General features: G+C 67.7%; 17 protein-coding genes. 2 read left to right on the top strand and 15 right to left on the bottom strand.

Annotated features, from left to right (window positions below; all coding sequences use genetic code 11):
- Nucleotides 1-4: 4 nt before the first annotated feature.
- From C7455_RS08265 to C7455_RS08195, 15 genes are all read right to left on the bottom strand, one after another.
- The gene (locus C7455_RS08265) at nucleotides 5-544 is read right to left on the bottom strand and encodes a NuoB/complex I 20 kDa subunit family protein (RefSeq protein ID WP_109667265.1); all 540 of its coding nucleotides are present in this window, start codon (nucleotides 542-544) and stop codon (nucleotides 5-7) included.
- Nucleotides 544-909: an NADH-quinone oxidoreductase subunit A gene (locus C7455_RS08260; RefSeq protein WP_109667263.1), complete on the bottom strand. Its 366-nt coding sequence runs from the start codon at nucleotides 907-909 to the stop codon at nucleotides 544-546. The genes C7455_RS08265 and C7455_RS08260 overlap by 1 nt, the downstream gene beginning before the upstream one ends.
- A 143-nt stretch (nucleotides 910-1052) precedes the next feature.
- Nucleotides 1053-1523 (bottom strand): hypothetical protein, encoded by a 471-nt coding sequence (locus C7455_RS08255; protein ID WP_109667262.1) that lies wholly within the window; start codon nucleotides 1521-1523, stop codon nucleotides 1053-1055.
- Nucleotides 1524-1620: 97 nt separating this feature from the next.
- Complete coding sequence (locus C7455_RS08250; protein WP_109667260.1) at nucleotides 1621-3168, bottom strand: AMP-binding protein; 1548 nt, start codon at nucleotides 3166-3168, stop codon at nucleotides 1621-1623.
- Nucleotides 3169-3243: 75 nt separating this feature from the next.
- A complete protein-coding gene (locus tag C7455_RS08245; RefSeq protein ID WP_109667258.1) occupies nucleotides 3244-4221 on the bottom strand; it encodes an NADPH:quinone reductase in 978 nt (325 codons plus the stop codon).
- 70 nt (nucleotides 4222-4291) lie between these two features.
- Nucleotides 4292-5071 (bottom strand): crotonase/enoyl-CoA hydratase family protein, encoded by a 780-nt coding sequence (locus C7455_RS08240; protein ID WP_109667257.1) that lies wholly within the window; start codon nucleotides 5069-5071, stop codon nucleotides 4292-4294.
- Nucleotides 5058-5918, bottom strand: coding sequence for a hydroxymethylglutaryl-CoA lyase (locus C7455_RS08235; protein WP_109667255.1), 861 nt, complete (start codon nucleotides 5916-5918; stop codon nucleotides 5058-5060). Before C7455_RS08235 ends, C7455_RS08240 begins: the two co-directional genes overlap by 14 nt.
- Nucleotides 5911-6573, bottom strand: coding sequence for a glutathione S-transferase family protein (locus tag C7455_RS08230; RefSeq protein ID WP_109667254.1), 663 nt, complete (start codon nucleotides 6571-6573; stop codon nucleotides 5911-5913). Before C7455_RS08230 ends, C7455_RS08235 begins: the two co-directional genes overlap by 8 nt.
- Nucleotides 6570-8513: an acetyl-CoA carboxylase biotin carboxylase subunit gene (locus tag C7455_RS08225; RefSeq protein ID WP_109667252.1), complete on the bottom strand. Its 1944-nt coding sequence runs from the start codon at nucleotides 8511-8513 to the stop codon at nucleotides 6570-6572. The genes C7455_RS08230 and C7455_RS08225 overlap by 4 nt, the downstream gene beginning before the upstream one ends.
- Entirely contained in the window at nucleotides 8495-9010 is a 516-nt protein-coding gene (locus C7455_RS08220) for a hypothetical protein (protein WP_109667251.1), read from the bottom strand. Before C7455_RS08220 ends, C7455_RS08225 begins: the two co-directional genes overlap by 19 nt.
- 24 nt (nucleotides 9011-9034) lie before the next feature.
- Nucleotides 9035-10639 carry a carboxyl transferase domain-containing protein gene (locus tag C7455_RS08215; RefSeq protein ID WP_109667249.1) on the bottom strand — a complete coding sequence of 535 codons (1605 nt, stop codon included), beginning with the start codon at nucleotides 10637-10639 and terminating at the stop codon, nucleotides 9035-9037.
- Nucleotides 10636-11208, bottom strand: coding sequence for a hypothetical protein (locus C7455_RS08210; RefSeq protein WP_109667248.1), 573 nt, complete (start codon nucleotides 11206-11208; stop codon nucleotides 10636-10638). Before C7455_RS08210 ends, C7455_RS08215 begins: the two co-directional genes overlap by 4 nt.
- Entirely contained in the window at nucleotides 11205-11489 is a 285-nt protein-coding gene (locus C7455_RS08205; protein ID WP_109667246.1) for a hypothetical protein, read from the bottom strand. The genes C7455_RS08210 and C7455_RS08205 overlap by 4 nt, the downstream gene beginning before the upstream one ends.
- On the bottom strand, nucleotides 11486-11974 hold the full coding sequence (locus tag C7455_RS08200) for a hypothetical protein (RefSeq protein ID WP_109667245.1): 489 nt from the start codon (nucleotides 11972-11974) through the stop codon (nucleotides 11486-11488). Before C7455_RS08200 ends, C7455_RS08205 begins: the two co-directional genes overlap by 4 nt.
- The gene (locus C7455_RS08195; protein WP_109667243.1) at nucleotides 11971-13134 is read right to left on the bottom strand and encodes an isovaleryl-CoA dehydrogenase; all 1164 of its coding nucleotides are present in this window, start codon (nucleotides 13132-13134) and stop codon (nucleotides 11971-11973) included. The genes C7455_RS08200 and C7455_RS08195 overlap by 4 nt, the downstream gene beginning before the upstream one ends.
- Before the next feature lie 213 nt (nucleotides 13135-13347).
- Between C7455_RS08195 and C7455_RS08190 the strand changes: the two genes are divergently transcribed.
- On the top strand, nucleotides 13348-14214 hold the full coding sequence (locus C7455_RS08190) for a PhzF family phenazine biosynthesis protein (RefSeq protein ID WP_109667242.1): 867 nt from the start codon (nucleotides 13348-13350) through the stop codon (nucleotides 14212-14214).
- Nucleotides 14215-14256: 42 nt separating this feature from the next.
- Nucleotides 14257-14706, top strand: a complete 450-nt coding sequence (locus C7455_RS08185) for a tellurite resistance TerB family protein (protein WP_109667240.1) — start codon at nucleotides 14257-14259, stop codon at nucleotides 14704-14706.
- The last annotated feature ends 4 nt before the right edge of the window (nucleotides 14707-14710 follow it).

Below are 14710 nucleotides of genomic sequence, written 5' to 3'. Positions count from 1 at the left end.
GGCGTCAGCGCGTGATCGTTCCGGTGCGGCGGATCTTCCGCTGCAACTGCAAGATGCCATAGAGCAGCGCTTCGGCGGTCGGCGGGCAGCCCGGCACGTAGATGTCGACCGGCACGATCCGGTCGCAGCCGCGCACGACGCTGTAGCTGTAGTGATAATAGCCCCCGCCATTGGCGCACGACCCCATCGAGATGACGTAGCGCGGTTCCGGCATCTGGTCGTAAACCTTGCGCAGCGCGGGCGCCATCTTGTTGGTCAGCGTGCCTGCCACGATCATCACGTCGGATTGCCGTGGGCTTGCGCGCGGCGCGATCCCGAAGCGTTCGGCGTCATAGCGCGGCATCGAGGTGTGCATCATCTCGACCGCGCAACAGGCCAGACCGAAGGTCATCCAGTGCAGCGAGCCTGTGCGCGCCCAGTTGATGATATCCTCGGTCGAGGTCAGCAAGAACCCCTTGTCCTGCAGGCTGCGGTTCAGCTCGGCGGTGGCGACCTCGCGGTCGGGACCGGCGGTGTTGGTGCCGGTCTGGATTTTCTCTGGCATCACTCCCATTCCAGCGCGCCTTTCTTCCATTCATATGCGAAACCGACCGTCAGCACGCCAAGGAACACCATCATCGACCAGAAGGCGAGATCCGACATCGTCGGAAAGGCCACCGCCCATGGAAACAGAAAGGCGATCTCGAGATCGAAGATGATGAACAGGATCGACACGAGATAGAAGCGCACGTCGAACTTCATCCGTGCATCGTCGAAGGCATTGAACCCGCATTCATAGGCCGACAGTTTCTCGGGGTCGGGGTTGCGCACCGCCAGCACGACGGCGGCAAGGATCAGCACGAGTCCCAATCCGATGGCGATGGCCATGAAGATCAGGATCGGGGCGTAAGCTGTCAGCAGGTCCGACATGGATGTCCTCTGGCCTTGGCTGGATGGTCGTCTGCCCGGGGAAAGCCCCCGGCGGGTCCGGTCGCGTGCCCGTTGATTTACGCTCCACGGCCAGAGGGGTCAACGGGGCGGGGTGCGGCAAATCGGGGAAAGCACGCCAGCTGTCAACTTGGCGAGTAGGAGGGCTCCACCAGGTCCACGACGAAGCTGCCGCGGAGGCGCGCCCGCCCGCCTGACGTGAAGGGATCGACGATCGCCCCGCGAAACGTGCCCACCACGGTAACAACGGCGCCCTCGCGCCGCAGCCCGGACAGAACGACACGAAAGCCGGGCCCCTCGGTCCATTCGCGTCCATAGACATCGGCGGTGTCAGGCTCACGCAACCGGAACAGCACCTCGCGCGGCTGCCCGTCCAGAACGACAAAGTTCAGAAAGACATCCGTGCCGTCAGCATGCTCGGCCGCGATCTCGATCTCCATCGCCGGGGCCGATAGCCCGTGGACATCCGCCCAGACGCCTGTCGCGGAGAAAAGGTGGCTGTCTCCGCCGGTCTCGATGATCATCTGCCCGGTCTCTTGCGCCAGCGCAGGCAATGCCCAGAGCGCCACCACCATCGCCGTCAGAACCGACCTCATTACCGCCTGATCCTCCGCCTTGACCGATGGCCCGGACCACCACCCTGCCGCGATCGCGCACCGTGCCTCAAGTGCGGTATCCCCGCACCTGCGGGGCCTAAAGGCCCGCCCGCAGTTCGCGGCGCAAGATCTTGCCACTCGCCGATTTCGGAACGCTGTCGACAAAGCGGTATTCCGACGGATGCTTGTAATGGGCAAGGCAGCCCTCGACATGGGCGCGCAAATCTTCAGGCCCCACTTCCGCCCCGGGGGCGCGCACGACAAAAGCCACCGGCACCTCACCCGCTTCGGCGTCAGACCGGCCCACCACGGCGGCATCCGACACGCCGGGATGGGCACAAAGTGCCGCCTCCACCTCGGCAGGCGCGACCTGAAACCCCTTGAACTTGATCAGTTCCTTCAGCCTGTCGCGGATGAACATGAACCCATCCGCATCGATCACCGCCAGATCGCCGGTGCGCAGCCAGCCATCTTGCGTCAGGGTCTCGGCGGTGGCTTCAGGGTTGTTGAGATAGCCCAGCATCACCTGCGGCCCGCGGACCCACAGTTCCCCCTCCTGCCCCGGGGCCATATCCGACAGCGCCACCGGATCGACGATGCGGCATTCGGTGGACGGCACGGCCTGCCCGCTCGACCCATGGCGGATGTTGCCTGCGACGGTCATGTGGGAAATCGGGCTCATCTCGGTCATGCCATAGCCCTGCACCGAGCGTGCGCCGAACCTGTCGCCCACCGCGATTTCGGTCTCCGGCCCCAAGGGCGCCGCGCCCGAAAACACTTCCACCACGCTCGAGACATCGAACTGGTCCACCAGCGGATGCTTGGCCAGCGCCAGCGCCACCGGCGGCACGATGTAGAGCCGCGTCGCGCGATGCGTCTCGATCAGGCGCAAGAACATCTCCAGATCAAAGCGCGGCATCGTCACGAGCTTTGCGCGCTGCTGCAAGAACAGGTTCATCAGCACGGTCATGCCGTAGATATGGAAGAACGGCAAAAAGGCGATGGCCACATCATCAGGCGTGATGCCCGCGACCGCGCCTGACTGGATGACATTGGCCACAAGGTTTCGATGGGTCAGCATCACCCCCTTGGGCCGCCCGGTCGTGCCGCTGGAATAGGGCAGCACCACCACATGGCGCGCCAGATCGACGGGCACCTGCGCTTGCTTTGCCCGGCCCATCACATCGTCCAGCGACAGGCATGTTTGCGCCCCGATCACCACGATGTCGCGCACGCCCGTCCCCTCGACCGCGGCGCGCGCCACTTCGACAAAGGCCGGGATCGTGACCAGCATGACAGCCCTCGCATCGGCCAGCTGGTGATGGATCTCGGGCGCGGTATAGGTCGGGTTGATCGTGGTGACGGTTCCGCCGCCATATGCCACGGCGTGAAACACGATGGGATATTCGGGCATATTGGGGGCAAGGATGGCGACCGTGCCGCCGGGCAGCACGCCGCGTTCGGTCAGCCCGCCCGCCAGCCGCCGGATCCGGTCCATCAGATCGCCCGCGCTCAGCACATTCCCCGTGGGCCCGTCGATGATCGCAGGTGCATCCCCGCGCCCCTCGAGGCCCCTGAACAGCAGCTCCGTGATCGAGACCTCGGGCACCGCGACCGTCCCGTGCAGGCTAGGGTATGTCGTCATCGCTGATCCTCCGCTGGGCGGCCCGGCCTCCCCGCCGGGCGGCGCCCTCGGAACAAGGCTAGCACGGTCGGACCGTCAGATGTCCAGCACTACCGTCCCCAGCTTGGCCCCCGAGGCGACAAGGTCATGGGCCGCCGCGCAATCGCCCAGCCCGCCACCCGGCACGACGGCAAGGCTCAGCGCGCCCGCCTCGAGCCAGTCGGTCAACTGCCGTTCGCCCGCGCGCCGCTTCTCCCCGGCCAGCTGATAGACGATCAACATGTGCAGCCGGGCGTTCTTGAACATGAAGGGGTAGAACTCGAGCCTCGGCACCATCTCGGCGGCGCTGGCATAGGCGGCAATGACGCCACCGGGCTTGATCAACGCGAGGTCGACCGCCTGGTTCGCCCCGAAATCAACCTCGATGATCCGGTCGACGCCCGCACCGCCCGTCATCTCCAGCACCGCACCCGTGACGTCGGTCTCGCGGTAATTCACCCACTCCTCTGCGGTGGAATGCACGCCCTTTGCCTCGGACGATACAGTGGCGATCACCCGCGCGCCCGCCGCCCGCGCCATCTGCACCGCATAGCGGCCGACCGTCCCCGCGCCGCCCGTCACCAGCACCGTCTGCCCCGCTACCGGCCCGTCGCCCATAACCGCATACCAAGCCGTCATTGCCGGAATGCCGAAACAGGCCCCATCGGCAAAAGATGTGCCATCGGGCAACCGCACCGCCTGCTCGTTGGGCAGCGCGACCATCTCCGCCGCCGTGCCAAAGGCCCTGTGCCAGCCTGCATTCCAGACCCAGACCCGTTCCCCGACGCGGGCCGCATCTACCCCCGCCCCGACCGCCGCGATCACGCCCGCCCCATCCGACTGCGGCACGATGCGCGGAAAGGCCATCACCGCGCCGGCCCGCGCACCCGCGCGCAGCTTCACATCCGACGGGTTCACCCCCGAGGCGTGCAGGCGCACCAGAACCTCGCCCGGTCCCGCCACCGGGTCGGGCATCTCGCCAAGGCTCAGAACCTCCCGCGCCGGTCCGAACCGCTCATACCAGACTGCCCTCATGCGCCCCTCCCATGCTTCTTTGTTTCAAAAATATCCCGGGGGAAGCCGAAGGCAGGGGGTAGAGCCCCCCCTACTCCACCCAAGCCGCCTTGCGCTTTTCGAAAAACGCCGCGATCCCCTCGGCGCTCTCGGCACTTTCCCAGCGTGCCACCAGTGCCTCGATGCTGGCCGCCACCTGCGCCGGATCGACCGGCGGCGCAAGATCAGCCACCAGCCGCTTGCCAGCCGCCACCGCGCCGGGCGCCGCCGTCAGGTAGGGCGCGATCTCGGCCTCCACCGCCGCATCAAGCCCGTCTTGCGGCACCGCGCGCGCCAGAAGGCCCAGATCGACCGCCTCCGCCGCATCGAAGACACGGCCAGAGAAAAACACCCGCCGCGCCCGCGCCGCCCCCATCCGCGCCACCACATAGGGCCCGATGGTGGCCGGGATCAGCCCCAGCCGCACCTCGGTCAGCCCGATCTTTGCGCCTTCGACACCGATGGCCACGTCGCAGACACTCATCAAACCGACGCCGCCACCAAAGGCCTGCCCCTGCACCCGCCCGATCAGCGGTTTGGGCATCGTATCGAGCGCACCCAGCATCACCGCGAGCGCCCCCGCCTCGCGCGCACGGGTCGCGGCATCGGCCGCCATCTGCGCCTGCATCCACCCCAGATCGCCGCCCGCGCAAAACGACCGCCCGTTGCCGGTCAGGACCACCACCCGCACCGCCGGATCGCGGCCAAGACGCCCGGCGACCTCGGTCAGTTCCGCGATCATCGCGCCATCCATCGCATTATGCGCCTCGGGCCGATTCAACGTCAGCCGGGCCACGCCGCGACCGTCGAGCTCAAGCTCAAGCGTCTCCATCCCGCATCCCCCGTGCCATCGCCGCCGCCGCCTCGACGGCCGCCAGATCAAGCCCTGTCTCGAAGCCGCGCGCCGCCAGATGTCGCGCCACGGCCTCGGTCGCCACATTCCCTGCCGCGCCCGGCGCATAGGGGCAACCGCCCAGACCACCAACAGCGGTGTCAAAAACCCGCAATCCTGCCTCCAGCGAAGCGTCGATATTCCCCAGCGCCCGGCCCTTCGTGTCGTGGTAATGCCCCGCCAGCCGGTCCACCGGCACCACATCCGCCACCGCGCGCAACATTGCCGCGATGGTCTCGGGCCTGCCCGCCCCGATGGTGTCGCCCAAGGACACCTCGTAACAGCCCATCGCGTAAAGCGCGCCCGCCACCCGCGCCACGGCCCCCGGCACCACCGGCCCATCATGGGGGCAATCGGTGACGCAACTGACATAGCCCCGGACCGGCATCCCGACGGCCCGTGCCGCCTCCATCACCGGGCGGAACCGCTCGAGGCTTTCGGCAATGCCCACATTGATATTGGCGCGCGAAAACCCTTCGGAGGCCGCACCGAAAATCGCCACCTCATCCACACCCGCCGTCACCGCCGCCTCGAACCCCTTGAGGTTGGGCGCAAGCGCGGCGTAGCGCACGCCCGGCGCCCGCGTGATCCCCGCCATCACCTCTGCCGCATCGGCCATCTGCGGCACCCATTTCGGGCTTACGAAACTCGTCACCTCGATCCGTTGAAACCCCGCGCGGCTCAAGGCGTCGACCAGCGCGATCTTTTCCGTCACGGGGATCAGGCGCTTCTCGTTTTGCAACCCGTCTCGAGGGCCGACTTCAAAGATCTCGACTCGCTCACCCATCCACCGGTACCTCGTAGAAGGCCTTGGCATAGAACTCCTGCGGCCCTTCGATCGCCGCGGCCGCCTGAAACCCGGGCCGGGCCTGCAGCCGCGCCCAATAGGCAAGCAACCCCGGGTAGGGGTCCATCCGCACATAGTAGGGCGCGGCGAAGAGGTTGAAGCCCAGCATGGCATCGGCCCCTGAAAACCCCGATGGCAGAAGGTAATCGCCCGCCACCATCCCCTCGAGCGCGCGCAACGTATCGGCGAGCCTGAGCGTGTTAAGCTTGACCACCGTGGCCGAGGGTCTTGCGGGCGGCCTCAGGAACAGATGATTTAGGTTCAACTGCTCGATCAGCGAGGCTTGCGTCTCGGCAAACCCCAGCGCCTCGAGGTAGCGCACCCGTTCCGCGTCCCCCGGCGGGCGCCCAAGGCCCAGATGCTCCCGCGTCTCGCACAGATACTGCACGATTGCCCCGCTCTCGAAGACCGTGATCCCGTCGATTTCCAGCGCCGGAATCCGCCCGGCGGGCGAGACGCCCATCAGGCCCGGCCCACGCATCGCGCGATCCCCGATCCTGTAGCGGATGATCTCGTCCGGCGGCATTCCCATCTCGCACAAGAGCCAAAGCACCCGGAATGACCGGCCCCAAGGCACATGATGCAGCCGGATCATGCCTCCTCCTCCTCCAGCACGATAAGCGCCGCGCCCGCCACGACCTGCGCGCCCTCCGTCACCAGCACCTCGGCCACGACCCCGTTGCGCGCAGCCGTCAAGGAATGCTCCATCTTCATCGCCTCGAGCACCGCCAGCCGGTCGCCCTCCGCCACCCGGTCGCCAACTGCGACGAAGACAGCCTTCACCAGCCCCGGCATCGGCGCCTCGATGCGGCCCCCGCCCGCGCCCGCGGTCGCGGCCACATCCAGCGGCTCGACGATCCCGAAGCCGTAGCCATTGCCCCAGAACACGGTCACGCCACCACCCGTCACCACGACCTCGGCCGGAACCTGCGCGCCGTCGATGCGCCAGCCGCTCGCCTCACGCGCAACCTCATGCACGGCGCCACCGACCTCCACATGCAACAGCCCACCCGGCCGCACCTCGACCACCGCCTCCGACACCTCTCCCGCATGGGTCAACGACACCCGCCGCCGCAGGGGCGCCCAGAGCGTGAAGCCCGCGACCGGCCCCGCCACTGTGTCCAGCCCCAGCGCGCCCAGCGCCGCCAGCGACCGCGCCCGCGTGCACGGAACAGGCTCCGCGGCCAGCGCCTCAAGATCGCGCCCGATCAGCCCCGTGTCGACATCGCCTGACGCAAACCCCGCATGCCCCGCCAACCGGCGCAAGAAGGACAGGTTCGTCACCGACCCCGCCACCTGACACCCCGCCAGCGCCTGCTCCAGCTTGCGCAGGGCCACCGCCCGCGTGGGCCCATGGACGATGATCTTGGCGATCATCGGATCATACCACGGCGATATCGCGTCCCCGGCCCTCACCCCGGTCTCGGCCCGCGCGCCATGCGGAAAGCGCAGATGCGTCAGCCGCCCCGTGGCGGGCAGAAACCCCTTGGGCACATCCTCGGCATAAAGCCGCGCCTCGAAGGCATGGCCGTCGATGGCCAGATCCCCTTGGCCGCAGGGCAAGGCTTCTCCGGCCGCGACCCGCAACTGCCATTCGACCAGATCGACGCCGGTGATGGCCTCGGTCACCGGATGCTCCACCTGCAGCCGCGTGTTCATCTCCATGAACCAGAACCCGTCAGGCCTGAGCCCGCGGCTGGCATCCACGATGAACTCCACCGTCCCCGCCCCCGCATAGCCGATGGCCTCGGCCGCGCGCACGGCGGCCTGCCCCATCGCGGCCCGCATCTCGGGCGTCATGCCGGGCGCGGGCGCCTCCTCGATCACCTTCTGGTGGCGTCGCTGGAGCGAGCAGTCGCGCTCGAACAGATGGACCGCGCGCAGCCCGTCACCGAACACCTGCACTTCGATGTGGCGCGGCTTTTCCACATATTTCTCGACCAGAACAGCATCATTGCCGAAGGCTGTCGCCGCCTCCCCCCGCGCACTCGCCAGCGCCTCGAAAAACCCCTCGGGTCCCTCCACCCGCCGCATGCCCTTGCCACCACCACCCGCCACAGCCTTGATCAGCACCGGGTAGCCTATGGCATCGGCCGCGCCCGCCAGATGCTCGGGGTCCTGGCTGGCGCCGTGATATCCCGGCACCACAGGCACGCCTGCCGCCTCCATCAGGGCCTTGGCGGCATCCTTGAGCCCCATCGCCCGGATCGCAGCCGCGCTCGGCCCGATGAATGCAAGGCCTGCGGCCTCGACCGCTTCCACGAACTCCGGGTTCTCACTGAGAAACCCATAGCCCGGATGAATTGCCTCAGCCCCCGTGGTTTGCGCCGCCGCGATGATCACATCGCCTCGCAGATAGCTCTCCGCAGGGCGCGGGCCACCGATCCGGACGGCCTCATCGGCCATCTCCACATGGCGCGCGCCCGCATCGGCGTCGGAATGGACAGCGACCGTCCGCACCCCCATGCGCCTGCAGGTGTCGATGACCCGGCACGCGATCTCGCCCCGGTTCGCGATCAGGATCTTTCGGAACATGGCGTCCCCCCTTCGTCGGCGTAGAGCCGGATCAGAACCGGCGGATTGCCCCCCGTGCCCCCGTCGGAAACATCATCGAAGAGAAAGCGATTGGCCAGCAGCCCCTCGGGCGGCAGCCGCCGTTCGAGCGCGGGCGGAAGGTCCTCCTCGCCGCTCCAGCACGACAGAAGGCAGGCCTCGGGGTCGAGGACCAGCGCCGCCGCGGCGATCTGCCGAAGCGTGGCGAAGGCATCGTGCAACGTCCCGGTCTCGGGGTGATCCGCGACAAGGCGATCAAGCTCGGCCGGTGTCGCCCCGTCGCCCTGCACGAGGTCGAGAAAGACGCAGGAACAATTCCAGCCGTCGGCCATCCGGTCGGCGACCCTCGCGACATGCGACTTGCCGCAAAGCCCCTGCGGTTTCCGCCCGGGCCCATGATCGAGGCCGATCTGCCCCGGCGCCACGGCGTCGAAGCCGGCCAGCGGCGCATCGGTGCCGAGATAGACCATCAGGCACATGGCAGGACCCCTGAGGGAAGGTCGTCACATCCGGAACAGGCCAAACCGCGTCTCCTCCACCGGCGCATTCAAGGCCGCGGCAAGGCTCAACCCCAGCACCTCGCGCGATTTGCGCGGATCGACCACCCCGTCATCCCAAAGCCGCGCCGAAGCATAGAGCGGATGCGACTGGCGCTCGAACATCTCGACCGTGGGGCGCTTGAACGCGGCCTCCGCCTCTGCTGACCATGCCTCGCCCGCCCGCTCCATCGCGTCGCGCTTGACGGTCGCCAAAACGCCTGCCGCCTGCGCGCCGCCCATCACGGAAATCCGGCTATTGGGCCATGTCCAGAGAAACCGCGGGCTGTAGGCCCGCCCGGCCATCCCGTAATTCCCCGCACCGAAAGAGCCGCCAACAAGCATTGTCACCTTGGGCACAGCCGTCGTCGCCACGGCGGTCACCATCTTGGCACCGTGCCGCGCGATCCCCTCGTTCTCGTATTTGCGGCCCACCATGAAGCCGGTGATGTTTTGCAAGAACACCAGCGGAATACGCCGCTGCGAGCACAATTCAATGAAATGCGCAGCCTTTTGCGCGCTCTCGGAAAACAGCACCCCGTTGTTGGCCACGATGCCCACATCAAGCCCCATGACCTGCGCGAAGCCCGTCACGATCGTCTCGCCAAAGCGCGGCTTGAACTCGTCGAACCAGCTGTCGTCTACGATGCGCGCGATCACCTCGCGGATGTCATAGGGCGTGGTCAGCCGCGCGGGCACCACGCCGAACAGCTCATCGGGGTCATAGGCCGGCGCGCGCCCCCCTAGGCTGGGCAATCTGCCCATCACACCGCCCCCCAACGACCGCACCGCCCGCCGCGCCAAGGCCAGCGCATGCGCGTCATCCTCGGCCAGATAATCCGCCACGCCCGACAGCCGCGTGTGCACATCGCCTCCGCCCAGATCCTCCGCGCTCACCACCTCGCCCGTCGCAGCCTTCACCAAGGGCGGGCCGGCCAGAAAGATCGTGCCTTGGTCCTTCACGATGATCGTCACATCCGACATCGCGGGCACATAGGCGCCACCTGCGGTGCATGACCCCATGACCACCGCGATCTGCGCGATGCCCTTGGCCGACATCCGCGCCTGATTGTAGAAGATGCGCCCGAAATGATCCCGGTCCGGAAAGACCTCGTCTTGCTGGGGCAGGTTCGCACCCCCGCTGTCGACCAGATAGACGCAAGGCAGCCGGTTCTCCTCGGCGATCTCCTGCGCGCGAAGGTGCTTTTTCACCGTGATCGGGAAATAGGTCCCGCCCTTCACGGTCGCATCATTGCATACGACCATCACCTGCCGCCCCTCGACGAGGCCCACTCCCGCGATTACCCCGCCGCAGGGCGCGGCCCCCTCATACATCGCGTGCCCGGCCACCGCCCCGACCTCGAGGAACGGCGATCCCGGATCGAGCAGGTTCGCCACCCGCTCGCGCGGCGGCATCTTGCCGCGACTGACATGCCGCTCGCGCGCCTTTGCACCACCGCCCTGCGCCGCCAGCGCGGCGGCCTCCTCGATCTCGGCCAGCGCCGCCAGATGCGCCGCGCGGTTGGCGCGCGCCTCCTCGGACCCGGCAAGGAACGTCGATCTCAGCCTCATTGGCCTTCCTCCCCCTCGGGACGCGCCACGGGCCGGAACGGCATCGCGTCCGCCACCCAGCCCAGTTCCAACGCCGGCCCCGACACGCCCATCAGGCGCGCGACCTGCCAAAGCGCCACCGCCTCGGTCAGCTTCAGCCGCGCCTCATGCGTGTCGCACCATGCGGCCACAGGCTCGTCCGCGCCCGCGCAATCGTCGCCCGCCGATGTCCCATGCGCCACATCCCAGAGCTGCGGGTAAAGCCCCGGCAGCAGATCGGGCGCGGGCACCTCGGCAGGCACGGGCAGGCTGCCCAGCACCCGCGCCGTCAGCGCGCGTTGATCCGCCGCCAAGGCCCGCTGACAGGCCTGCGGGGCATCCCCCCGGTCGCAGGCCACGATGGCGAGAGAGCCACAATGATGCACCCGGTCGCGGGTGACGAGCGCGAAATCCTCGACCGTCCGGGCCACGCCCGTGCGGGCAAACTCCATCTCGAAATGCGCTATGGATCGCGCGAAACAGGCGTCGAACCCTTCCGCCCCCGCAGGCGTCGCGAACAGGGTCAGCGCGATCAGCGCCCCGCCCCTCATGCGCCCGGCTCCGGGTCGGGCAAGTTCACAGGGCGGCCCCAAGCATCGACGGCCTGCGCCCAGTCGGGGCCACAGATCACCACCATCCGCACCCCCTCGATCGGCGGGGGCCAGCCCGCGCAATCCGTCGCTTCCCCGCCCGTTTCCGCCACATAGCGCGCGGCGGCGTCGAGGATGATGTCGGTCTCGGTGGGCGGCACGGCGCGCACCCCCAGCCAGAGGCCGAAGGCCGCCGCGACCGTCAGCATCGCGGCAAGCGGCAAGATCACCCCGGCCCTCATGTCACCTCCGTGACCGGGGCGGGCTGATCGGTCATCCGCGGCACCGCATGGAATGCCATCACCGCGCGCCAGTGCACGCCAACCTCGCACGAGAGCCGCACAACGCCTTCCGGCTCATCGGCTTCGCACCGCGCCAGACCAGTGTCGTAGAGGTCGCCGCGACCGGCACGCCCCACGGAAAGCGCAGCCGCTTCCTCCCGCGCCAACTCGGCGGCCCAGAATGTCAGATCCTCCGACAGACAGGTCTGCATCCCCGTTGGCGTCAGATAGCCGAACACGGAACAGGCCAGCCGCATCGGAAAGACCTCGGCACCGCAGCTGATGGGAAACGCCCGCGGGGCCAAGAAATTGGCGCTGTCCGCGGCCCAGGCGGCAGAGACACAGGCGTCGCACACCCTGTGGGGGGCCTCTGCCTGCGCCGAGACCGACGCCGCCGTCAGCCAGAGCCAGATCACTCCGACCGCCATGGCGCCCCATGCCTTCATGCCATCAGCGCCATCAACTCGCGGCCGACCAGCATCCGCCGGATCTCGGAGGTGCCCGCGCCGATTTCCATCAGCTTGGCGTCGCGGAACATGCGGGCCACGGGGCTGTCGTTCAGAAAGCCCGCGCCGCCCATCGCCTGCACCGCCTGGTGGGCGACCTTCATCCCCTCCTCGCTGGCATAAAGCACGCAAGCCGCCGCATCCTGCCGTGTCACCTGCCCGCGGTCGCAGGCCTTGGCGACCTCATAGGCATAGGCGCGCGCCGTGTTCAGCGCGGTGTACATGTCCGCGATCTTGCCTTGCATGAGCTGGAAATTGCCCACCGGCTGGCCGAACTGCTTGCGCTCGACCATGTAGGGCATCACCTCGTCCATGCAGCCCGCCATGATGCCGATGTTGACCCCCGACAGCACGACGCGCTCGTAATCGAGGCCCGACATCAAGACGCGCACCCCGCGCCCTTCCTCGCCCAGCACATTCTCGAAGGGCACCTCGACATCCTCGAACACCAGTTCCGCCGTGTTGGACCCGCGCATGCCCAGTTTGTCGAAATGGGGCGAGGTCGAAAATCCCGTCATCGTCTTTTCCACCAGAAAGGCGGTGATCCCCTTCGATCCGGCCTCGGGGTCGGTCTTGGCATAGACGACCAGCGTGTCGGCATCCGGGCCGTTGGTGATCCAGTATTTCGTGCCGTTCAGGACGTAGCGGTCATTGCGCTTGTCGGCGCGCAGCTGCATCCCCACCACATCCGAGCCCGCGCCCGCCTCGGACATGGCCAGCGCGCCGACATGTTCGCCCGACACCAGTTTCGGCAGGTAGCGCGCCTTCTGCTCCGCCGTGCCGTTGAGCTTGATCTGGTTCACGCAAAGGTTGGAATGCGCCCCGTAACTCAGCCCGATCGAGGCCGAGGCGCGGCTGATCTCCTCCACCGCGACGGTATGGGCGAGGTATCCCATGCCCGCGCCGCCGAACTCTTCCTCTACCGTGATGCCCAAGAGGCCCAGCGCGCCCATCTCGGGCCAAAGCTCATTGGGAAAGGCATTCTTGCGGTCGGTCTCGGCAGCCAGCGGCTTGACGCGGTCTTGCGCCCAGCGGTGCACCATCTCGCGCAGCGCGTTGACGTCATCGCCCAGATCGAACGTCATGGACCCAAGGAACATGGCGCCAACCCTCCCATTAATTGAACGCTCGTTCAATTCATACCTTGCGGGCGGCCAGCTGTCAAAGGATTCGCGTTGAAGGGCGCGGAGAACGGCAGTTTTCGGACCCGCAAAGCCGCAGCTTTGCGCCCCGTTTCGCTGCAGCAAAACGCCCCCCTTGCCATCGGACGCGTCGGGTGATCCGCTGGTGCCGACCGCAGGACCGAGGCCGCGATGCTCCGCTTTCATATCTACGACGTTTTCACCACCACGCCCTTCACCGGCAATCCGCTCGCCATCGTCGAGGGGGCCGATGATCTGACGACCGCGCAGATGCAGACCATCGCCCGCCAGTTCAACCTGTCCGAGACGATCTTTGTCCAACGCCCTTCCGACCCGGCCCACAGCGCCCGCGTCCGCATCTTCTTTCCCACCGCCGAGATCCCCTTTGCCGGCCACCCGACCATCGGCTGCGCGCTGCACCTTGCAGGCGAGATCGAGACTCGCATCACGCTCGAGGAAGAGGCGGGCCTCGTCCCCGTCACCATCACCCGCGACGGCACAACGTCGCGCGCCGAATTCACCGCCCCGAAACGGCCCGTCCGCCACGCCCCCGTCCCTCCGCAGGCGATGATCGCCGCAGCACTTGGCCTGCAGCCCGCGCGCATCGGCCCGCATGGCCCCAGCGTCTGGCAGGGCGGCCCGGCGTTTCTCTACTTCCCCGTCACCGACCTCTCGACGCTCGCCGCTGCCCGGCCTCATGAACCCGCATGGTCCGACCTGATGACCGCCGCGAAAGTCGACAGCGCCTATCTCTACACCGCCACGCCCGAGGGCTACCGCGCCCGCATGTTCTCGCCCGGCGCGGGCATCCCCGAGGATCCGGCCACGGGTTCCGCCAGCGCGATCCTTGCCGCGCAACTGCTGGCCAATGGCGCACTGCCCGAGGGCACGACCACGATCCCGCTGCAGCAAGGCATCGAGATGGGCCGCCCCTCTGTCCTTCGGTTGACCACCGATGTCACGGACGGAGCGCTTGGGGCTATCCGCGTCGCCGGATCGGCGGTCAGGATCGCCGAAGGGTCCATCCGCATCCCCTGAGACGGCTTTCCACAGCGCCCACCCCGACCTATATCGGACCGCATGATAGCCGATCTCCTCCGCCGCCTGACGGCGCCCGACCCCGAACCCCTGCCCTATGACGACGCGCGCACGGCGCTCGCCGCCCTTCTGGTGCGCATCGCCCGGGCCGATGGCGACTATGCCGCCATCGAGCAGGCGCAGATCGACCGCGTTCTGGCCCATCGCTACGGCCTCTCCGACGCCGAAGCACGCAGCTTGCGCGCCGAGGCCGAGGCTCTGGAGCTTGAGGCCCCCGACACCGTCCGCTTCACCCGCGCGATCAAGGACAGCGTCCCCTACGAGGACCGCGTCCATGTGATCGAGGCGCTGTGGTTCATCGTTCTGGCCGACGGCCAACGCGACCAGCGCGAGGATTCCCTCCTGCGCATGATCGCGCCCATGCTCGGCATCAACGACCGCGACAGCAATCTTGCCCGCAAACGGGTGGAAGACGCCCATTACGGTGATTGAGGGT

The sequence above is a fragment of the Roseicyclus mahoneyensis genome (assembly GCF_003148775.1).
Lineage (GTDB): Bacteria > Pseudomonadota > Alphaproteobacteria > Rhodobacterales > Rhodobacteraceae > Roseicyclus > Roseicyclus mahoneyensis.
The sequence above is the reverse complement of the archived record's forward strand: the minus strand, read 5'-3'. Positions and strand labels throughout refer to the sequence as shown.